The 20,554-nt window shown below is 55.8% G+C and carries 26 protein-coding genes and 1 pseudogene; 10 read left to right on the forward strand and 17 right to left on the reverse strand.

The annotated features are described in order from the left end of the window. Positions 1–5: 5 nt before the first annotated feature. Both SIB58_RS13205 and SIB58_RS13210 read right to left on the reverse strand, forming a co-directional pair. Positions 6–935, reverse strand: coding sequence for an MlaD family protein (locus tag SIB58_RS13205; RefSeq protein ID WP_067326438.1), 930 nt, complete (start codon positions 933–935; stop codon positions 6–8). A 3-nt stretch (positions 936–938) separates the two neighbouring features. Next, positions 939–1,682: an ABC transporter ATP-binding protein gene (locus tag SIB58_RS13210; protein ID WP_067326495.1), complete on the reverse strand. Its 744-nt coding sequence runs from the start codon at positions 1,680–1,682 to the stop codon at positions 939–941. Between the two features lie 237 nt (positions 1,683–1,919). Here SIB58_RS13210 and SIB58_RS13215 point away from each other — a divergent pair, with 237 nt between their 5' ends. Beyond that, positions 1,920–3,281, forward strand: a complete 1,362-nt coding sequence (locus tag SIB58_RS13215; protein WP_066905071.1) for a gluconeogenesis factor YvcK family protein — start codon at positions 1,920–1,922, stop codon at positions 3,279–3,281. A 51-nt stretch (positions 3,282–3,332) separates the two neighbouring features. Here the strand turns inward: SIB58_RS13215 and SIB58_RS13220 are convergent, their stop codons facing one another. The 3 genes from SIB58_RS13220 to SIB58_RS13230 are packed head-to-tail and all read right to left on the reverse strand — an operon-like array spanning position 3,333 to position 5,093. Next, the gene (locus SIB58_RS13220) at positions 3,333–3,935 is read right to left on the reverse strand and encodes an NAD(P)H-quinone oxidoreductase subunit J (protein ID WP_074159253.1); all 603 of its coding nucleotides are present in this window, start codon (positions 3,933–3,935) and stop codon (positions 3,333–3,335) included. Next, positions 3,932–4,726, reverse strand: a complete 795-nt coding sequence (gene nuoB / locus SIB58_RS13225) for an NADH-quinone oxidoreductase subunit NuoB (RefSeq protein WP_197461138.1) — start codon at positions 4,724–4,726, stop codon at positions 3,932–3,934. Before nuoB ends, SIB58_RS13220 begins: the two co-directional genes overlap by 4 nt. A 4-nt stretch (positions 4,727–4,730) precedes the next feature. Then, positions 4,731–5,093 carry an NAD(P)H-quinone oxidoreductase subunit 3 gene (locus SIB58_RS13230; protein ID WP_067326441.1) on the reverse strand — a complete coding sequence of 121 codons (363 nt, stop codon included), beginning with the start codon at positions 5,091–5,093 and terminating at the stop codon, positions 4,731–4,733. A gap of 101 nt (positions 5,094–5,194) precedes the next feature. Between SIB58_RS13230 and SIB58_RS13235 the strand changes: the two genes are divergently transcribed. From SIB58_RS13235 to SIB58_RS13275, 9 genes are all read left to right on the forward strand, one after another. Continuing rightward, a complete protein-coding gene (locus tag SIB58_RS13235) occupies positions 5,195–5,662 on the forward strand; it encodes a rubredoxin (protein ID WP_231884171.1) in 468 nt (155 codons plus the stop codon). A gap of 78 nt (positions 5,663–5,740) precedes the next feature. Next, entirely contained in the window at positions 5,741–6,751 is a 1,011-nt protein-coding gene (locus SIB58_RS13240; RefSeq protein WP_066904820.1) for a photosynthesis system II assembly factor Ycf48, read from the forward strand. A gap of 105 nt (positions 6,752–6,856) precedes the next feature. Further along, positions 6,857–7,108 (forward strand): cytochrome b559 subunit alpha, encoded by a 252-nt coding sequence (gene psbE / locus SIB58_RS13245; RefSeq protein ID WP_066904822.1) that lies wholly within the window; start codon positions 6,857–6,859, stop codon positions 7,106–7,108. Positions 7,109–7,117: 9 nt separating this feature from the next. Continuing rightward, positions 7,118–7,255, forward strand: a complete 138-nt coding sequence (gene psbF, locus SIB58_RS13250; RefSeq protein WP_067326446.1) for a cytochrome b559 subunit beta — start codon at positions 7,118–7,120, stop codon at positions 7,253–7,255. Between the two features lie 20 nt (positions 7,256–7,275). Further along, complete coding sequence (locus SIB58_RS13255; protein WP_066904825.1) at positions 7,276–7,395, forward strand: photosystem II reaction center protein L; 120 nt, start codon at positions 7,276–7,278, stop codon at positions 7,393–7,395. Positions 7,396–7,406: 11 nt separating this feature from the next. Beyond that, positions 7,407–7,610, forward strand: coding sequence for a photosystem II reaction center protein J (locus SIB58_RS13260; protein WP_066904826.1), 204 nt, complete (start codon positions 7,407–7,409; stop codon positions 7,608–7,610). 187 nt (positions 7,611–7,797) lie between these two features. Beyond that, the gene (locus SIB58_RS13265) at positions 7,798–8,268 is read left to right on the forward strand and encodes a hypothetical protein (protein WP_067326448.1); all 471 of its coding nucleotides are present in this window, start codon (positions 7,798–7,800) and stop codon (positions 8,266–8,268) included. An 83-nt stretch (positions 8,269–8,351) separates the two neighbouring features. Next, complete coding sequence (locus SIB58_RS13270; RefSeq protein WP_067326451.1) at positions 8,352–8,579, forward strand: ribbon-helix-helix protein, CopG family; 228 nt, start codon at positions 8,352–8,354, stop codon at positions 8,577–8,579. Continuing rightward, complete coding sequence (locus SIB58_RS13275) at positions 8,576–8,920, forward strand: type II toxin-antitoxin system PemK/MazF family toxin (RefSeq protein ID WP_231884172.1); 345 nt, start codon at positions 8,576–8,578, stop codon at positions 8,918–8,920. The genes SIB58_RS13270 and SIB58_RS13275 overlap by 4 nt, the downstream gene beginning before the upstream one ends. Before the next feature lie 19 nt (positions 8,921–8,939). Here SIB58_RS13275 and SIB58_RS13280 read toward each other — a convergent pair whose 3' ends face one another. The 12 genes and pseudogenes from SIB58_RS13280 to SIB58_RS13335 form a co-directional block, all read right to left on the reverse strand. Then, positions 8,940–9,707 (reverse strand): YdcF family protein, encoded by a 768-nt coding sequence (locus SIB58_RS13280; RefSeq protein WP_067326454.1) that lies wholly within the window; start codon positions 9,705–9,707, stop codon positions 8,940–8,942. Positions 9,708–9,737: 30 nt separating this feature from the next. After that, a pseudogene (locus tag SIB58_RS13285) lies at positions 9,738–10,757 on the reverse strand (NAD-dependent epimerase/dehydratase family protein). Next, positions 10,754–12,196, reverse strand: coding sequence for a nucleotide sugar dehydrogenase (locus SIB58_RS13290; RefSeq protein ID WP_067326457.1), 1,443 nt, complete (start codon positions 12,194–12,196; stop codon positions 10,754–10,756). Before SIB58_RS13290 ends, SIB58_RS13285 begins: the two are co-directional and overlap by 4 nt. A gap of 128 nt (positions 12,197–12,324) precedes the next feature. Next, positions 12,325–14,229, reverse strand: a complete 1,905-nt coding sequence (locus SIB58_RS13295) for a polysaccharide biosynthesis protein (protein ID WP_067326460.1) — start codon at positions 14,227–14,229, stop codon at positions 12,325–12,327. Further along, the gene (locus SIB58_RS13300; RefSeq protein WP_082823358.1) at positions 14,226–15,392 is read right to left on the reverse strand and encodes a DegT/DnrJ/EryC1/StrS family aminotransferase; all 1,167 of its coding nucleotides are present in this window, start codon (positions 15,390–15,392) and stop codon (positions 14,226–14,228) included. Before SIB58_RS13300 ends, SIB58_RS13295 begins: the two co-directional genes overlap by 4 nt. A 24-nt stretch (positions 15,393–15,416) precedes the next feature. After that, a complete protein-coding gene (locus tag SIB58_RS13305; RefSeq protein WP_231884173.1) occupies positions 15,417–15,581 on the reverse strand; it encodes an acetyltransferase in 165 nt (54 codons plus the stop codon). Positions 15,582–15,642: 61 nt separating this feature from the next. Further along, positions 15,643–16,050 (reverse strand): hypothetical protein, encoded by a 408-nt coding sequence (locus SIB58_RS13310; RefSeq protein ID WP_197461140.1) that lies wholly within the window; start codon positions 16,048–16,050, stop codon positions 15,643–15,645. Then, entirely contained in the window at positions 16,047–16,697 is a 651-nt protein-coding gene (locus SIB58_RS13315) for a sugar transferase (protein ID WP_304440877.1), read from the reverse strand. The genes SIB58_RS13310 and SIB58_RS13315 overlap by 4 nt, the downstream gene beginning before the upstream one ends. 162 nt (positions 16,698–16,859) lie before the next feature. Beyond that, positions 16,860–17,264, reverse strand: a complete 405-nt coding sequence (locus SIB58_RS13320; protein ID WP_067326466.1) for an SLC13 family permease — start codon at positions 17,262–17,264, stop codon at positions 16,860–16,862. A gap of 20 nt (positions 17,265–17,284) precedes the next feature. Further along, on the reverse strand, positions 17,285–17,830 hold the full coding sequence (locus SIB58_RS13325) for a DegT/DnrJ/EryC1/StrS family aminotransferase (protein ID WP_414494660.1): 546 nt from the start codon (positions 17,828–17,830) through the stop codon (positions 17,285–17,287). 24 nt (positions 17,831–17,854) lie between these two features. Further along, complete coding sequence (locus SIB58_RS13330) at positions 17,855–18,499, reverse strand: acetyltransferase (protein ID WP_414494661.1); 645 nt, start codon at positions 18,497–18,499, stop codon at positions 17,855–17,857. A gap of 733 nt (positions 18,500–19,232) precedes the next feature. Then, complete coding sequence (locus SIB58_RS13335; protein ID WP_067326748.1) at positions 19,233–20,354, reverse strand: glycosyltransferase family 4 protein; 1,122 nt, start codon at positions 20,352–20,354, stop codon at positions 19,233–19,235. Between the last annotated feature and the right edge of the window lie 200 nt (positions 20,355–20,554).

Consider the following 20,554-nt stretch of genomic DNA (forward strand, 5'->3'; position numbering starts at 1 on the left):
CAGCACTAATTCGATGTACCGGTCTGCGCGGGATAGACCTCCTCAAACAAAGTCCCGAGCCCGATCATCACGCTGCGCAGGCTCTTCATGAAACGGGGATCATCGGTGAGCTGTTCGATATCACCGCCGACCTGATCGATGCGAGCCGTGAGATCACGGGCATTGGTCACCGTCTGCTTGAGATCGCTCACTGTTTCAGGGTTGTCGATCGCGCCTGCCAAATTGTTGATATGGGCAGCAGCATCGGCAGCCTCAGCCGTTGCCTTGTTCAGATTTTCAATGGTGGGCTTGGCTCTGGCCACTTCAGCGCGCAGCTGGTGGACCAGCGTGTCGACATTTTCAGCCGCCACATCAGCCGTGTTCAGAAACTTCGAAGCGTCCTTACTGGTGATCCCGAACTGCTTGGTGGACTCCACCAGTTCGGGGATCAGGTTCGATTTCTGAGCCTCATTGAGCAGCTGCTCAAGGGTGGCTGTCACGGTGGAAAGACTCGCCGCTGACTCGCCAGGAACGGTTGCACCATCGCAAAGGATTCCGCTGTTGCGACAACGGCCTGATTTCGGCGTGGGCGCATTTTTTGGTAGCGGCGAGCCTGTTGTGACCAGTTCAACCTGTGAATCGCCCCCCAGAAGTGATGACGAAGAGACGGAAGCCTTCACAGGCAACGGCAGCTTGAGATCGTCGGCATGGATCTCCAACATGGCCTTCACCGCCATCGGAGTGACTTTGACGGATCGGACCGTTCCCACCATGATTCCGCGAAACGTGACGGGTGAGCGGGCCGCCAGTCCTCCGGCATTGGCGAAGTCTGCAGTCACAGTCCAGGTCTCCGACCCAAGACGCACTCCTCTGAGCCACAGCATGGTGCCGGCAAATCCTGCGATCGCTCCGACGATCGAAAAGCCAACCAGGGCTTCGCGGACACTACGGCGCATGGCTCATTGGTCGGAGGGCTGCATCGGTCCGCGCAGGTTACCCGTCCTGAACTGAACGACGTAGGGGTTGTCGGTGGAGCGATACTCATCGACGCTGCCGTCCCACTGAAAACGGCCTCCGTAGAGCATCACGATGCGTTCCGCTGAACGTTCGATCGTGCTTTGCACATGACTCACCACGACCGAGCAGCCTCGGGCCACGGTGGTGGTCTTCACGATCAGATCCTCGATGCGGGTTGAGGCAACCGGATCAAGCCCTGCCGTCGGCTCGTCATAAAGCAACAGTGGCATCGCCCCCTCTTCGCGGTCGGGATCGTCAATCAGAGCCCTGGCGAAGCTCACCCGTTTCTGCATGCCGCCACTGAGCTGGCCGGGATATTTATCAGCCACATCATTCAGGCCAACGGCCTCAAGACACTGCTGAACCCGCTCACGAATCTGAGGAGCTTTCAGTCGGCCGAGGCGCATCAACAGAAAGCCGACGTTTTCTTCAACAGTGAGTGAGGCCAGCAATGCAGGGTTCTGAAACACCAGTCGCACGTCCGGCGGACGGCGCTGATCAAGGCGGAGGTAATCCTGCGGTTCACCAAACAGGCGCAGTTCACCGGCAGTGGGCAACTGCAGACCAGCCAACAACCGCAGGACCGTGGACTTCCCCGCCCCTGAAGGCCCAACCACGGCAATACGCTCACCCGGCTGCATGGACAGCTTCACATTGTCGAGCACCGGCTTGGCCCCCCACTGCATGGTGAGGTCACGCATCTCCACCACAGGCGTCTGGGTTGCTGGAGATGTCGGGTCCAGCCTGGTCGGCACGGGGCTTTTGCGCGTGAGAGGCCCATCTTGCCTTGTTTGCAGCGAAGGGGATGGCCATCAAGAACAACTTCCGTACAGTTCTCTCATCGCAAGGGAAGCGACGACCCCGGCCCCGGATTGCACTTGACCAGCCCCAGCCACCGCGGACGCCGTCAACGCATCCGGGCCATGCAGGCCGCACGGCAGCGTGATCTGATGATGCGCTCCCGCCGAGCGGTGCGCTGGCTTCAGCCAGGTCTGGTGGTGAAGCGCTGGCTGCTCACCTCAGGGATTGGACTGATGCTGGCGCTGCTCGGCGCTGCCGTCTGGGCCGATTTACAGCCGATCTACTGGATGCTCTGGGCCATCCAGGAATCATTGAGCTGGATCACCCGAGTCCTGCCCAGGGGGATTACCGGTCCGTTGGTGCTGCTCGTGGGCATCGGTCTGCTGCTCTGGGGGCAGAGCCGCAGCTTCGGCTCCATCCAGCAGGCCCTGGCTCCTGAAAAAGACACCGTTCTGGTGGATGCACTGCGCGCCAAAAGCCGCCTCAACCGTGGCCCGAACATCGTGGCCATCGGCGGCGGCACCGGACTTTCCACGCTGCTGAGTGGGCTCAAGCGCTACAGCAGCCACATCACGGCCATCGTCACCGTGGCTGACGACGGCGGCAGCAGCGGCGTGCTGCGGCGAGAGCTTGGCGTACAGCCACCCGGCGACATCCGCAACTGTCTGGCCGCCTTATCCACCGAAGAACCACTGCTGACGCGTCTGTTTCAGTACCGCTTCTCCGCCGGAGGAGGCCTTGAGGGTCACAGCTTCGGCAATCTCTTCCTTTCGGCGCTCACCGCCATCACCGGCAGCCTGGAAACGGCGATCACCGCCTCAAGCCGAGTGCTGGCGGTGCAAGGCCAGGTGGTGCCTGCCACGAATGTGGATGTACGGCTGTGGGCGGAACTGGAGGACGGTCGCCGCATCGAAGGGGAATCGGCGATCGGAAAGGCACCGAGCCCGATCGTTCGCCTGGGGTGCCTGCCGGAACGACCCCCAGCACTGCCGAGAGCTTTGGAAGCCATTGCCCAGGCGGATCTGATTCTGCTGGGCCCAGGAAGCCTCTACACCTCACTGCTGCCCAATCTGCTGGTTCCTGAACTGGTGAGTGCCATTCAGCGCAGCCGTGCACCCAGGCTCTACATCTGCAATCTGATGACGCAGCCCGGTGAAACTGACGGACTGGATGTGAGCGGACATCTGAGGGCCATCGAAGCGCAACTGGCCTCACTGGGCATCAACCATCGACTCTTTGACGCCGTGCTCGCTCAGGAACCCATCGCAGACTCACCCCTGATCAAGCATTACCGCTCACGCGGCGCTGAGCCGGTGACCTGCAATCGCCGCGAGCTGGAGACCGAGGGGTACGACGTAATGGAAGCACCACTGCAAGGCAGCAGGCCAACCGCAACCCTGCGTCATGATCCACGCAGTCTGGCGCTGGGAGTGATGCGCTTTTACAGAAAGCACAAAACCGATAAAACTTCAATAGCGAGCTGATTCAACGCGCCCAAATCTCAAGGACTCAAAAAGCAAAATGTTTTTTCGATATCAATATGCGTCCTGCATTTCATAAAAGTCAGGCTGCACATAGTCCTTACGCAAAGGCCAACCGGTCCAGTCCTCAGGCATCAGCAAGCGCTTGGGATGGGGGTGACCTTCAAACGTGATTCCGAACATGTCGAATGTTTCGCGCTCTTGCCAATCAGCCCCGCGAAACAGGCCGTAAAGACTGGGAATACTCGGCTCTCCCTCTCTGGGGAGAAACACTTTCAGGCGCACTTCGCGTAACTGATCCACAAGACCGTCGGCAACCTCTGCCATGGCAATGAAGTGATAGAAGCTGACGAGTTGCTGGCCGGGCCCTTCGTCATAACCGCCCTGGCACTGCAGATGATCAAATCCATGGCTCTTGAGTGCCGCTGCAATCACGGGGAGGAACAATCCCTCAACACCGATCTGCTCAACCCCGACATGGTCAGGATCTAGAACCACGTGTTCAAAGCCTTGCTCACTCAGCCATTGACTGACGGGCCCTGGTTCGGGGCCTGTTGCCACTGGAGCATCCTTCTTAGCCTCCTTTTCAGGTTTTGGATTGTTCTCAGCTTCGGGGAGCTTCTCGGGCTTGGTGTCCTTCTCAGGGGTGGCGCTCATGACTCTTCGGGGATCGTGACGGTCTCGGCTTCGACCCTCTCGGGTTGGGCAGTCTCTAGGGCGGGCATCGGCAAACCGGCACCTGGCTTGAGAGCGGCGACCTGTGTTTCAGCACGCAGGTAAGCGCCGGTGACGATCGGCTCAACAGGAGTCATCGCATGCTCCACCGTGCAGTAGCGATGGGTTTGCATCAACAGACGGCGATCGGCCACGGATTCATTGGCTACTTTTTTGCGCAGCTTGATCACAGCATCAAAAATCGCCTCAGGCCTTGGCGGACAGCCGGGAAGATAAAGGTCAACCGGAATCAGCTTGTCCACACCACGAACAGCGGTGGTCGAGTCTGCACTGAACATGCCACCGGTGATGGTGCAAGCACCCATGGCAATCACATATTTGGGTTCGGGCATCTGCTCATACAGACGCACCAATGCAGGCGCCATTTTCATGGTGACTGTGCCAGCAACCAGCAAAAGGTCTGCCTGGCGAGGTGAACTTCGTGGCACAAGACCAAAGCGGTCGAAATCGAAACGCGAGCCCAGCAAGGCAGCGAATTCGATGAAACAGCACGCTGTTCCGTAGAGAAGTGGCCAGAGACTGCTCAATCGGGCCCAGTTGTGCAGATCATCAAGACTGGTGAGAATGATGTTTTCACTGAGGTCCTGAGTAACCGTCGGCACCCCATCAGCAGCACCAGCCACTGGCCCACAACTGGATTCCCTCAGGTCGCGAACGGCCTGGATTGAGGGGGCTTCCCCGGTTATTGCAGCTCGTTCAATGGATGAGGTCATGGGATCAGCTCCACTCCAGGGCGCCCTTACGCCAGGCATAGGCCAAAGCCACCACGAGGATGGCAATGAACACCAACGCTTCTATGAAAGCCAAAATACCTAGTCGGTGGAATGCCACGGCCCAGGGGTAGAGAAAAACCGTCTCCACATCGAAGATCACGAAGACCAGCGCAAACATGTAGTAGCGGATGTTGAACTGGATCCAAGCCCCACCGATCGGCTCCATGCCCGATTCATAGGTGAGCTCGCGCTCACCGACCTGACTGCGCGGGGACACAAGGTTGTTGGTCACCAAAGCCAGCACAGGCACAGCTCCGGCGATCAACAGAAAGCCCAGGAAGGCGTCATAGCCCGGGAGCACAAACATCTGGGCAGCACCAATGTGCGATTCAGTCTGGCATTTACAGCCTCTGGCTGACGTTTGGCCGGGTAACGCAGATAGAGTGTCAACCCTTCGGTCAGTCAGCGGTGAGCGACGAAATACAGGCACCGCAGGACCCTGCGAGTGAGAGCATGACTGACGACGAGCAGACAAGCTCAGAAGCGGATCCCTCTGAGGAGATCTCAGCTGAGGCCAAGGTTCGCGCCCCAGAGAAAACTCTGGCGGAACAAGCCAGTGATCCACTCACGCACCGCTTCGAGTGCAGAAGCTGCGGATTCGTTTACGACCCTGAAGAAGGCGTCAAAAAATTGCGTATCGAAACAGGCACTCCATTTCAACAGTTGGATGCTTTCACGTTTCGCTGTCCCGTCTGCCGCAGCAAAGTTGGCGCCTTCCGCGACATCGGCCCGCGCTCCAAGGCCAGCGGTTTTGAAGAAAATCTCGATTTCGGACTGGGTGTCAACCGCTTGACTCCAGGCCAGAAGAATGTGCTGATCTTTGGCAGTTTGGCTCTTGGATTTGCGTTCTTCCTCTCGTTGTATTCCCTGCGTTAAGCGCTGATTCATCTGCGCAGATGGTTTCGCGCTGAATCACCCGCATTGCTCCAAGCCTGCCTTCATTCTCAATCCGGCATGAATTCCCTGATCAAATCCCTGGCCCAGTTAGCACTTGTGGTCTGCATCGGCTTCGGTCTTGGTGGTTGCGTCACCACCAAAGTTCCAACAGCGACCGCCAGCCCCTGGCAGGTGATTGATCTCAACACCCAGGCCAATCCGCTGGACATTGCTTTCACCAGCGCCGACCATGGCTTCCTGGTGGGCAGCAATCGCCTGATTCTTGAGAGCAACGATGGTGGCGCGAGCTGGAACGAACGCAGTCTGGATCTGCCGGAGGAAGAGAATTTCCGCCTGATCAGCATCGCTTTTGATGGTGATGACGGCTGGATCGCCGGTCAGCCCGGCCTGCTGATGCACACCACCGACGGTGGACAGAACTGGACGCGACTGTTCCTGGACACCAAGCTGCCAGGAGAGCCTTATCTGATCACTGCCCTTGGCCCCAACAGCGCCGAACTGGCCACCAACGTGGGGGCTGTCTACCGAACCAGCGACGGTGGTGGCAGCTGGGATGCTGAAGTCAGCGATGCAGCCGGTGCAACACGTGACCTGCGCCGAAGCCCTGATGGTGCCTACGTGAGCGTGAGCAGCCTTGGCAACTTCTATGCCACCTGGGACCCCGGACAACCTGTCTGGCAGGTTCACCAACGGGTCAGCAGCCAACGTCTTCAGAGCATCGGCTACCAGCCTGATGGCCGGCTCTGGATGGTGGCTCGCGGTGCTCAGATTCGCTTCAACGAGGACGCCTCTGACAACGAAAACTGGAGCAAGCCAATCATCCCCATCACCAATGGTTATGGGTATCTGGACATGGCCTGGTCTGATGACGGCGCGATCTGGGCCAGCGGTGGCAACGGCACCCTTCTCGTCAGCCGAGACGAAGGCAACAGCTGGGAGCGCGATCCTGAAAGCGTGCAGGCTCCAACCAATTTCACGCGCTTCATCTTTGACGACACGGATCGCCAACAGCATGCGTTCCTGCTGGGTGAAAGGGGTCTGATGCTGCGTTGGTCGGCGCTGACTTGAATCGTTTCCCCCTCCGACCAACAACTCTTCGTAACCAACCAGAAGGCTCGTGCGCGGACATGAGCCCTATGCACTTAGGATCTCCCAAGTCAGAGGATCTTTTTCATGGCTGGAGGCTCTACGGGTGAACGCCCGTTTTTCGAGATCATCACCAGCATCCGTTACTGGGTGATCCACGCCATCACGCTACCTTCCATTTTCCTTGCAGGCTTCCTGTTTGTGTCGACAGGTCTTGCCTACGACGCCTTTGGAACTCCCCGACCGGATGCTTACTTCCAGGTCAATGAAGGCAAAGCACCCGTTCTCAGCCAGCGATTCGAAGGCAAATCCGACCTCGATGTCCGCCTGAACAAGTAATCCCCATCCATGACCCAATCTCCAACCACCTCTAAGCCTCGCGTTTATCCGATCTTCACGGTCCGTTGGCTTGCACTCCACACTCTGGGTGTGCCAACCGTCTTTTTCTTGGGTGCTCTGGCAGCCATGCAGTTCATCCGTCGTTGATTCAATAGATCTGACTCATCATGGAGCGCAACAAAAATCCCAACACCTTGCCTGTTGAACTCAACAGAACCAGTCTCTATCTAGGATTGCTGTTCGTGTTCGTCACCGGCATTTTGTTCTCCAGCTACTTCTTCAACTGAGGTTTTAAATCATGAAGCCTAAGAATGCAGGCAATTTGCCAGACGGACGTATTCCTGACCGTCTACCCGACGGTTCTCCCGCCGTCAAATGGCGCTCACGCTGGACTGAGGGAGCTCTGCCTCTCTGGCTAGTCGCAACAGCAGGCGGAATGGCTGCAATTTTTGTTGTTGGACTGTTCTTTTACGGTTCTTATACTGGTGTCGGTTCCGCCTGACTAGTACGGCATCAGCATCAGAAGCAAATCTTCCGGGCTTCTACTCGGTTTTTTTGTGGTGATTTTGCGGATCCATCCCAGCAATCACTTAATCCAATCAGTTTCGATCCCGACTATGCAGTCCATGCATCAGCAGCAGACGAAGGCCACCTCGTCAGCATACGGTTGAAAGGACCGCCAGTCACTAATGGTTCTTCTTGACCAGAAGCAAGCCGATTCCAGGGTTTCCAGTTCAACCAAGCGCAATCGCCGCACCAAGAAGCGGCAACTGTTCTGCCCAGCGCATCCTGAGCAGCTCATCGAAGGCAACGGCAGGAAGTACTACCTGCACCTGCTGCAGCCGGAACAACTTCAGCAGCGAGGCATTTCAGCGAAACGCGCCCAGCTGATCATCAACGCCTATCCAGTGCTGGTGCTCAGTAATGAGTGGCTGGAAGAGTTGTATTGCCCCAAGTGCGGAAGTTTGCACTGGTGCCATGTGATCAAGCACGATCGAGTTCATCACACAGTGCGATGGGCTCCAAGGGAACTATGGGAACAGGTGGCCCATGTGGATCCTGTCGTGGCCAATCCCACAGCGAGCGAGTATTCGCGCAGAGAATCTAGTCGGCACCGCCGGAAACGGGTGGACGGTAAACGCTATTACGACCGCTGCTAAATAAACGACAACTTGGTCGAATGACTATTGACCCAACACCTAACCGCTAGGCTGTTAAACAGATTGTTTAACACTTTCTTGTCATGGCGATTGGAATACGGCTGGAGCCAGAGCTCGAACAGCAGCTGGATCGCCTAGCGCACAATTTGGGCAAAACTCGCAGCGCTTGCGTGAGGGAGGCCATTGCCCATTATTTATCCCGCTTTGACGGAGACGAGGAGGCCAAGCGGCAATCCAACTTGATATCGGCCAGCAGCATTACTCAGCAGTGGTCGGAACCACTCCCCGACTGGGACGACTGGACAGCATGAGTTCTCTGCAAATTCAAAGAGGTCATGTCATCACTGTGGCCAGCCCTGGTGCGTATTCCGGCAAACCTAGACCAGCAGTTGTTGTGCAAGCAAATCGTTGGCTCAGCAGCCATCCCAGCGTCACGCTGTGTCCACTCACCAGCACCCTGATCGAAGCCCCTTTGGTGCGCATCATGGTTGAACCCAGCGCCATGAATGGCCTGCACAAACGATCCCAGCTGATGGTGGACAAGCTTTTCACGGTTCCAATCGGCGACATCGGCAGCTCGATTGGCTGCCTGGAGACAAACGTGATGGACGAGCTGAAGCTGGCTCTCAGAGACTGGCTAGGTCTCCATTGATGACGCTCGCCGCGAAGCGCTACCAGGCTCGATAAACCAGTCTCCCAAGCAACTCACGCAAAGCCCGGGAGCTGCCATAAAGGGCCCCAGCGGTCGGAAACCACTGGGTGGGATCACGCCAAATCGGCCCTGCCCATTGGCCACGGGCCTGGAAATCCACCGGGAATGGAACCACCTTCAGACCCTGACGCTCGAACAAGTGTTGTGCTCTGCGCATATGAAAGGCACTGGTGACCAGAAGAACGCGTGGGGGCATGGTTGAACGATCAGAGTCCTGCAACAGCTGACGAATCGCAGCGGCTTCCTGGGCTGTGTTCACGACAGGCTTCGTGCTCTGCATAGCCGCAGCAGGGACACCCAGCTGCTGAGCTTCTTCTAGGTAACGCTGCCCCTCAGGTGGCTGGCCGGGGCGAAACGGACTGGCACCGCCGGTAAATAGCAAGCGCGGTGCTTTGCCCTGCCGATACAGATCAAGCCCAGCTAGGAATCGATCCGGGTCACGCCACTCGCTGATCTTCTCAGCGCCGGGAGCCGGGTGACGCCCACCACTCAGCACAACGATCGCATCAGCAGATGCTGCATCGGCTGCAGGTTGACGTTGCCAGGGGGCCTCCAACAAGCGCCAGAGCCTCTGGCTCACCAAGCCCAGAGAAAACAGCCAAAGCAACACGACAGCCATGATTACCGGCCAGCGCCATCGACCGATCAAGCCCACCAGTAGCAGGATCAGACTGAGGCCAAGAGGCAGCAGAGCCAGGGGCAGGATTTTGCTCAGCCAGTAGGCCATAGAAAACGTTCAGCCCAGTGGGGATCACACTCAGACGTCGTAAAACCCCCGGTACCAACGGGCAAATCGATCGACACCTTCTTCAATCGGCGTGCTCGGACGGAACCCAACCCAATCCTCGAGAGCATGGGTATCCGCAGCAGTGGCCACCATATCGCCAGGCTGCATGGGATGGAAATCCCTGATCGCTTCTTTGCCCATCGCCGGCTCCATCACTTCAATAAACCGCAAGAGCTCGGAGGGCTGACTATTGCCGATATTGAACACACGATCAGGAGCTGCAGCCGTAGCCGGATCGGGCTGAAGCGGATCGAAATCGGGATTGGCGGTGTGTGGCTTGTCGCAGCAACGCAGGACCCCTTCGACGATGTCGTCGATGTAAGTGAAATCACATTGCATCTTGCCGTGGTTGAACACCTTGATCGGATCACCAGCCAGAATTGCCTTGGCAAGCAGCATCGGCGCCATATCTGGCCGGCCCAGGGGCCATACACGGTGAAAAACCGCAATCCGGTTGCCGATAGGTCATACGTGTGACTATGGGTGTGAGCCATCAGCTCATTAGCCTTCTTGCTGACGGCGTACGAACTCACCGAATGATTGACGGGCTGCTGTTCGTGGAATGGCAAATTGCGATTGCCGCCCTACACCGAACTGCTGGAGACGTAAACCAGATTGTCCACGCCATGATGGCGACAACCTTCAAGAATGTGGCCAAAACCCAACAGGTTGCTCTGGATGTAGGACGCTGGGTTTACCAGTGAATAGCGAACACCAGCCTGCGCAGCCAGGTTCACCACCAGCCTTGGTTGTTCTGCAGCAAACAGAGCCATCAACGCTTCGCCATCCTCCAGGGATAGCTGTTCAAATCGCCAGGCATCTGCAGGAGCTTTCCTCAATCCGGGCAAGGCGGGCACATTTGAGCTGGGGGTCGTAGTAGCTGTTGAGGTTGTCGATGCCGACAACCCGTTCTCCCCGTTCCAACAAACGCAGGCTGAGGGCAGCACCGATGAATCCAGCAGCACCGGTGACCAGAACAGTGCGTGTCATGGCTGCCCCTCTCCTACACGCCAGAGGTTCAGACCAGCAGCATGTACTTCAGTCGGCGTGACCACCGATCGGGCATCAAACACCCAGGCGGGCTGACGCATCAATGGCGCCAGTGCCGACCAATCGAGTTCTCGATATTGAGCCCACTCCGTGAGGATGAGTACGGCATCCGCTCCCTGCAACGCCAAGGAGATGTCGTCACTGGGCCACCAGGTGCCCTCTCCGCTGAGTGCCGCACGAGTCGGACCTAATTCCGCATCCGGTGCAGTGCTGGCCGGCAAGTTCAGATCACGGGCAATCTGCTCCGGATCCACCTTAGGGTCGTGGATGGCGAGCTGAACGCCCTCTTCCAGCAGGTCTTTGGCAATACGGATGGCCGGGGCTTCGCGAGTGTCGTTGGTGTCGGCCTTGAATGCGAAACCAAACATGGCCAGACGCTTTCCAGTGACGGTGCCGAATAGTTTCTGCACCACAGTGCGAGCAATGCGGTGCTGCTGCCAACTGTTCACCTGCACCACCGATTCCCAGTAATTGGCCACTTCGGGAAGCCCGAAATGCCTGCAGAGGTAGACAAGGTTGAGGATGTCTTTCTGGAAGCAGCTGCCACCGAAACCTGGGCCGGCCTGAAGAAATTTGGAACCAATGCGGCTGTCGCTGCCGATCGCCCGGGCCACCTCACGCACATCAGCGCCAGTGGCTTCACAGAGGGCAGCAACAGAATTGATTGAGCTGATCCTCTGGGCAAGAAATGCATTTGCCGTGAGCTTGGAGAGCTCGCTGCTCCAGAGGTTGGTACGTAGAATGCGCTCCTGAGGAACCCATTGGCCATAGACCGATGCCAAAGCATCGATAGCCTCAGGATCTTCGCCGCCGATCAGCACTCGATCCGGCGATTCAAGATCGGGGATCGCAGTGCCTTCCGCCAGAAACTCAGGATTGGACAGCACTGCGAAGGTGGCCTTTGAGCCATCAGAGGATTGTTCGGCAGCAGAAAGAATGGCCTTCACAGCCTCAGCGGTGCGCACCGGCAGCGTGCTCTTCTCCACAACAATCGTGTGACCCATCGCCGATTTGGCCACCTGACGAGCACAGGCTTCGACCCAGCGCAGATCGCTGGCCTGACCAGCTCCCAATCCCTTGGTTTTTGTGGGTGTGTTGACGGAAATGAAGACCATGTCTGCTGCGGCAATTGCCTCACTGACACCAGTCGAGAAAAACAGGTTGCGGCCGCGGGCACGCCGAACCACATCATCAAGGCCTGGCTCGTATACAGGCAACTTGCTCAGGTCACCATCGTTCCAGGCATCGATGCGAGTTTGATTGATATCAACAACCGTGACCTGTACTTCAGGGCATTGGTCGGCGATGACCGCCATGGTCGGGCCACCCACGTAACCAGCACCGATGCAACAAATAGAGCGAATTGAAGCAACTTGCATTCAATGGAGGGGATAAGCCGTCAAACGCTGGAAGGTTATCGCTGATTCTCATAAGCGAAACGGCCTTAAGTGGTGGTCTGCGGGATGGCCAGAACAGTGGCAAGTCCTAACCAGAGAGAGTTTGAAAGTCAATCAGACACTTCACCCCGCTTCCACTCAGGCACCAACTCCGCCAGCAACGACAGCGCAGCTTCGACATCATGTGAGGCTATAGCTGCCTCAAGCGCATCCAATCGAATCCACAGCAGTTCAGGCGGCAGGGATCGTTCCTGGGCACGGAAAATCAGGGGGTGTTGGGTTGGTTCAGATTCGGCATCGATCAGCAATTCTTCGTAGAGCTTCTCGCCGGGGCGAAGACCGGTGCAAACAATTTCAATTTCGCCGTTGGGATTGCGCACATTGCGAAGTGACAAACCGCTAAGCCGCACCATCTGCTCTGCCAGGGCTTTAATTCGCACCGGTTCGCCCATATCCAGCAAGAAAACATCACCGCCCCTGGCGAGGGTGGAGGCCTGAAGCACCAGTTCGGCTGCCTCAGGGATCGTCATGAAATAGCGGATGATTTCTGGATGGGTGAGTGTGATCGGACCACCAGCTGCAATCTGTTTGCGAAACAGAGGAACCACCGATCCTGATGACCCCAGCACGTTGCCGAAGCGCACCATCGCCATGTTGGTGCGGGGCTGGCCAGCAGCCAAGGCGCTTTGCGACAACTCAACAGCTGAAGCCTGCACTACCAGCTCAGCCAGGCGTTTGCTGGCACCCATCACATTGGTGGGACGCACAGCTTTATCTGTGGAGATCAGCACCAGTTCGCGCACGCCCGCCGCGACGGCGGCCTGGCAGACCACCCGAGTTGACCCGACGTTATTGGCAAGGCCCGCAAGCGGGTTCGCCTCCACCAAAGGCACGTGTTTATAGGCAGCGGCATGAAACACGGTCTGCACGCCATGGACTGCAAAAAGCCTTTTCACCAACGCCGGGTAGGCGGCGCTACCAAGCACTGGCAGCAGCTCCACCGAAGCGGGCAACTGCTGGCGCAGCTCCTGCTCAATCGCATAGAGAGACGGTTCACTGCTCTCAAGCAAGATCAAGACTCTGGGGCACAGCTGCAGAATCTGTCGGCAAAGCTCCGAACCGATCGAACCTCCGGCGCCAGTGACGCACACCACCGCATCGCGGAGACCAGGACCGAGCAGCTCTGGCAGTGGGGGCACCTGATCGCGGCCAAGCAGGTCTTCAATGGCTACGGGCCGGAGCGCATCGATGCGAGCCAGACCGGAGGTGAGGTCATCAACGGAAGGGATTTGCAGCACCGGGATCGCCTGGCGCTGCAAATCAGCCACGATGCGGCGGCGTTCGCTACGCGGCATTGAGGGGATTGCCAGCAACACTTGATCGAGCTGATCCTGGATCTCATTCAGCACCTGGGGCGGCTGGATCGGAATGCCGTTGATCGTGCGCCGCCAGAGAACCGGAGAGTCGTCGAGAAACGTGATGATCTGGTGGTTACCTGCAAGATTCAGCGCTGCAGCGAGCTGTGCTCCTGCCTCACCAGCGCCATAAATAGCGACACGCACCATCTGCTGGTTGTGCGACACCGAGCGGAGCGAAAGGAGAAGATCACGCAAAGCAAAGCGAATTGCACCGGTGAAGCCGGTGAGCAGCAACCAGAGCAGGATCCAGCTGCTGCGAGGCGGCATAGGTAAACGGAGCATCACACCGGTGCATGCCAACAGCAGCATCAGCAATCCGTTGCGGCCGGCAAGGCGGTAGAGAGCACGACTGCCGACATAGCGCGTGAGGCCCTTGTATTGCCCAGTAAATGCATAGAGCGGCAGACCGATCAGGAGCACTGCAGGCAACATCCACAAGCCTGAAGCCTGAAAACTGGGATGGAACGGCTGAGCCAGCCGCAGCCAGAAGCTGAGCCACACCGCCAAAGGAAGTAACAGAGTGTCAATTGATATCAGCAGCAGCCGACGGGCAAGAGGAGGCAACCGAACGGCCTGGCGCAGTGAAAAAAGATTCATCGACAAGCCCGCAACACCACAGACCTCACAGCCTCGACATAGCCAGCCATCTGCTCTGTAGAGATGGTGGGATGCACTAGGAACATCAGGCTGGTCTCGCCCAGCTCACGAGCGACAGGTAGACGCTTAGCTGGAAACAGGCCAGCCTCTTGGAAGCACTTCTCCAAATAAATCTCACTACAACTGCCTGAAAGAGCGGGATAGCCGAGGTCTGTAATCTCGCCAAGGATGCGATCTCGGCTCCAACCTTCGGCCAGCGCGTCTGGCTTCACGAAGGCATAGAACTTGTACCAGGCGTGGTTGATGCCCTCCGGAGGCATGGGTACACGCACGGCGGAGCAATCGGCTAGAGCTTCTGCGAGCAGCAGAGCATTGCGGGTGCGAGCGGCGGTCCACTCAGGCAGGCGTTGGAGCTGGATACGGCCGATAGCGCTCTGCAGTTCGGTGAGGCGAAAGTTGGAGCCAAAGCGCTCATGCAGCCAGCGAAATCCGGGGAGATGTTCGCGGCCGAAGACCGCCTCATGGGTTTTTCCATGGTCTTTGAAGGCCCACATCAGATCCCAGAGATCAGCGCGATTAGTGGTGACGATCCCACCTTCTCCGCCAGTGGAAATAATTTTCTCCTGGCAGAAGCTCCAAGCGGCCACATCACCAAAGCTGCCGACGGATTGGCCGTGGATTCGAGCGCCATGAGCCTGAGCGCAGTCTTCGATCACGGCGATGCCGTGGTCGCGGGCCAGATCGAGGATCGCGGGCATGTCAGCAGGCCAACCGCCAAGGTGCACCACAGAGATGGCCTTGGTAAAAGGAGTGATCAGCGGCGCGATCGTGTCGGCAGTGATGGCTCCGGAGTCGGCATCGACATCGGCGAAGACTGGCTTGGCACCGAGCAACACACCGCTGGAGGCAGTAGCGATGAACGTGCGAGGTGTAGTAATTAGTTCATCACCGGAGCCGAGGTTAACCGCCAGATAGGCCGCAGAAAGGGCCAGGGAACCATTGGCCATAGCAATCGCGCGTGAAGTACCGCACCAAGTTGCGAACTCCTGCTCAAAGTTGCGAGTGACCTGACCTGTCCAGGCGTTCACCTTGCCGGAGGCGAGCACTTGGCTTGCAGCGTCGATCTGATCGGCGTCGAAGTGGGGCCAGGGAGCAAGGGTCACGAGAAAAAAACAAAAGATGACTGCTTATACGGTGGGAAACACCCTGGCTGGAACGCCTACGGCAGTGACGCCATCAGGCAGATCACGCACAACCGCTGCACCGGCCCCCACGGTTACATCGTCGCCGATACAGATCTGCTGAATCACGGAGGCGCCGATACCGATCCAACTACAAGAGCCGACTTGCACCAAACCAGCCAGACGAGCGCCAGGACAAATATGAACACCGTTGGCGAGTTTTACATCGTGTTCAACGCTGCAGCCAGTATTGAGGATGGCGCCAGTTCCAATGGAGGCCTGGGCTTGGACGACGACCTGAGCAAAAGCCACAGAAGCAGGGCCGATCTGAGCAGATGGAGATATCCAGGATGGGATGCATCAACAACACTGGCAGGTTGTAACCGGCGGATTGAAGCTTCTCAATCCAAAACAAGCGGGTGGCCGCATGGCCGATACCCACCAATGCAATATCAAATTGAGAAATAATGGAGGACTGAAGGGCCATAGCCAGAGGACCAATTACGGGCCAACCCAGAACAAATGGCAATGGATAGCGATCATCAAGAAACGAAATGCTGGAAACAACTCCACTCGCCAGGGCTGTTTCAGCTATCACTTTGGCGTGACCACCTGCACCAAGAATTAGGAGCGAGCTCATCGACTCATACCGGAGCCCGTGAATGGAGCCATCGTGGCTTCTCCAACGGCGTTGATGCCCTCTCGTCGCACCACCCTCCATATGGTGAGCACAAGAATATACAAATCGAGCATCAGGTTCTTATTATTCACATACCAAACATCAAGACGAAATTTTTCCTCCCAAGATATGGCATTACGGCCATTGATTTGGGCCCAACCACTAAAACCTGGTTTCAGATCATGGCGGCGGGCTTGCTCGGGGGAATAGAGGGGAAGATATTCCATTAATAACGGCCGCGGCCCGATAAAACTCATCTCTCCTCGCAGTATGTTAATCAGAGATGGCAGCTCATCTATCGAGGTAGCCCGAAGCCAGATACCAAAAGAAGTGAGCCGCTCGCTGTCGGGCAGGAGGAGACCACTGACGCCGCGGGCGCTAGTCATAGTGCGGAACTTGATTAGCCTAAAAGGGCGGCCTTGGAAACCAGGACGCTCCTGCCGAAAAAGAATTGGAGCGCCTAAATGCCATCGCACCAAAAGCGCAACCACTAAGAGCAAAGGCGAAAGCAGCGCGAGCGAAAGAAGTGCAACGAGTCGGTCAACAAGGCTCTTCACAAGAAGATAATTACAATTCATTTGCAAATTAAACCAAACAAAAGAATGCAAATTTTAACCGCTCCCAATCAAAGTCTACTACGCCCAATTGCCCGATCCGAAAACAATCACACACAAAGGATTTTTCGAGCAGATTATCGAAGAATCCCAAGAAGAAGACCAATCAAGCAATTCAAATTCATACTTTACAAAATCAAGGAAAATCTCTGGCCTTCAAGCAAACCAAAGCAGTAGCAGTGGCAGTGGCAGTGGCAGTGGCACCATCACGCTGTAAGCCGGCGATAGCGGCCAACCAAAATAGAAAAAATCAAGGAAGCGATAGCGCCCAGGTGCGTACACCATCAGATTGGTTTGGTAACCAATTGGCGAGAGAAAGCTCTGGCTGGCAGCAAACACCACAGCGGTGGCAAACAACATCGGCGGCTGCCCCAAGCCAGCAGCCACGGCAGAGGCGATCGGTAAAACAAGAGCCACGGCGGCCGCATTGCTGAGCAGTTCGGTTGCCACCAGGGTGATCGCATAGATCACCAGCAAAGACACGTAAGCGGAACTGTGCTGCAACAGCATCAGCAAGCTTGAGGCCGCCTGATCCGCCAGCCCCGTTTTCTGCAAAGCCACGCTGAAGCTCTACAGGCCACCTAACACTGGCAGAAGCTCCAAGCGGCCACATCACCGAAGCTGCCGACGGATTGGCCGTGGATTCGAGCGCCATGAGCCTGAGCGCAGTCTTCGATCACGGCGATGCCGTGGTCGCGGGCCAGATCGAGGATCGCGGGCATGTCAGCAGGCCAACCGCCAAGGTGCACCACAGAGATGGCCTTGGTAAAAGGAGTGATCAGCGGCGCGATCGTGTCGGCAGTGATGGCTCCGGAGTCGGCATCGACATCGGCGAAGACTGGCTTGGCACCGAGCAACACACCGCTGGAGGCAGTAGCGATGAACGTGCGAGGTGTAGTAATTAGTTCATCACCGGAGCCGAGGTTAACCGCCAGATAGGCCGCAGAAAGGGCCAGGGAACCATTGGCCATAGCAATCGCGCGTGAAGTACCGCACCAAGTTGCGAACTCCTGCTCAAAGTTGCGAGTGACCTGACCTGTCCAGGCGTTCACCTTGCCGGAGGCGAGCACTTGGCTTGCAGCGTCGATCTGATCGGCGTCGAAGTGGGGCCAGGGAGCAAGGGTCACGAGAAAAAAACAAAAGATGACTGCTTATACGGTGGGAAACACCCTGGCTGGAACGCCTACGGCAGTGACGCCATCAGGCAGATCACGCACAACCGCTGCACCGGCCCCCACGGTTACATCGTCGCCGATACAGATCTGCTGAATCACGGAGGCGCCGATACCGATCCAACTGCGATTACCCACCTGAACCTCGCCAGCCAGGTGAGCACCGGGGCACACATGGACGCCATTGCCAAGCTGGGCGTCGTGATCCAAGGAGCAACTGGTATTGAGGATGGCACCACTGCCGATGATGGCCTGGGCCTGAATGCATGCCTGAGCGAACACCACTGAGCCAACGCCAAGCTGAGCCGAAGGAGACACACAAGCAGTAGGATGAACTAATGCGGGAACCTCGTAGCCAGCAGTAGCAAGGCTAGGCAACCACTGCACTCGCAAGGCGGCATTACCGATGGCCACAATCGCAGCTGAAAATTGCTGGCGAATGTGGGGATCGAGGGCAGCAGATAAGGGGCCGATCACGGGACAGCCGAGTTGATCGGGCAGCTGACCAGGGCCGCAGCAGCGATCATCGAGAAAGGAAATCCGGTTGAAACGACCTGTGGCCAGGGCCGTTTCTGCGATGACCCGGCCGTGACCACCAGCGCCGAGGAGAAGCAAATCCGACATCACCAGGCTTCAAGGATAGATATAGATCCTATGAACAGCGACATAGTGGATTCACTCGTGACGTTTTAAGATTGTTTTCGCCTGTGTGACGAAAGGACATAATCAGAGATCTTAGCTCTATAAAAACAATATCACTTAGCGAGAAATCAACATCAAGAAAAGCATTCTAGAAATTGAACTTATAGCAGGCACTGAAGCAAGCCCAAATATCTTACAAGCGCTTACTCTAGGAATTTTAAAAAAATTGCAGTCTTGTATTCTTTTAAGAATATGGACCGATCAAACAAACTCTAACAAACAAAATGATTGCTAGACAATGCATTTTAGCAACAAATCAAGCCTCTCAACAGAGATCCAACGGGCGATCAACAATATTTCACGACGAAACCGCTACTAAGCAACCACGCTGCGCGGAAAACGACAAGAAGAAATCACAAGGCTCACACTAGAAGCTAAAAAGAATTACAGCGGCGAGCACATACACAAATAGAGCTGGCATTCAGCGAGACAAACACGAATGCTATTTTAGAATTTGCAAAATGCGATTGAATTCTATCAAGACGGCGCATAAATCACAAATGTTAAGCTTCGCGCGGAACTAGGCAAGCAAAAAGCGATGCCCTCGATGGTCGAATCATTTAGACAAAAAACAGCCGAGCAAGGTACAATTAGTACTAAGAGAAAGCAGCCATAACACAATCAAAAGGACACAAAAGAATTCAAGAGCATATATTTATGCGCCAATTACTTCAAGTAACTGAGAATTTACTTTGTGGACGTCATAATACTCCTTTGCTAGAGCCAAACTGGCATAAGACATGCTCTGTACCTCTGATTCAGGTGCTTCAAGCATCTGAATCATGGCACCCGCCAAAGCATAGGCGTTCCGAGGTGGAACCAACAGCCCGTTGATCCCATGATCGACCGTTTCACGGCAACCGGGAACATCAGTTGTTATAACAGGGCGGCCAGTCGCCAAAGCCTCAAGAACAGATCGAGGCGTGCCCTCGCGAAAGGACGGGAGCACATAGAAACGACAAGAAGCTAAAAGCGGCTGAACATTCTCAACATCACCCAAGTAATCAAGAACACCAGACTCAGACCAGGAATCAACCTCATCAGCAGTCACACCCGATGGGTTTGGGTCAAAAGCGCCTGCAAGCTGAAACAAAGCAGCAGGGAAACGAGCTTTAACAATCTTTGCAGCCTTAACGTAATCTCTAACCCCTTTGTCGACTAAAAGACGCGCCAACATGAGGAAGCCGGGTTTGGAGGGTAATGGGACAGGGGGAAACATATCCATATCAACGCCTGAGCCGTACACGCGAACACTGTCCAATTGCTTTGCAATTAATCTGCGATCACGAAAAAAACGCTCGTCATCAGGATTTTGAAAAATCACAATTTTTGCTGACTTCAGTGACTTACGATAAAGCTTCTGAACCAAAGCCCGAATCAAACGCCTTTTAAATTCGTTGCCCTCAGTAAATACATAGCCAAGACCTGTTATCGTGGGGACAAATGAGATATTACCAATAGAATTACATGCAAATCCACCATAAATCACAGGTTTTATTGTATATGAAATAAGCATATCTGGAAGATAATTTCGAAGTAGCTTTTTTAGCTCGAGAAAGGCAAGGTAATCGCAAAAAGGATTGATACCTCCTCTCGCAAACGGCACCACCTCGAAACGAATACCTTGCCGTGCAAGGACCTTACGAGCATAATCTGTACCATTATCTGCAGGAGCAGCTGCTATAACTTCATGACCGAGATTGCGTAGTGCGGTGAGGAGAGGCCCCCGAAAATTAACTAGAGATCGTGAAAAGCCAGCTAAAACAAAGATTTTCATTTGTATAAATAAAGATCAAGAAAATTAATTCGCAATCGATCAATGACGATAAATACAGGAACTACATAAATCGATGAAAATGGAACATGCAGCCAACATATTCGAGAAGTACGAGAATGATGAAGCTTACATAGATAGCATTGAGAAAAAACTATAAATCGCTCAGGTTCAAGCGTTCTAATCTGAACACATAAAATTGC

The organism is Synechococcus sp. MIT S9504, assembly GCF_047497135.1.
Taxonomy (GTDB): domain Bacteria; phylum Cyanobacteriota; class Cyanobacteriia; order PCC-6307; family Cyanobiaceae; genus Synechococcus_C.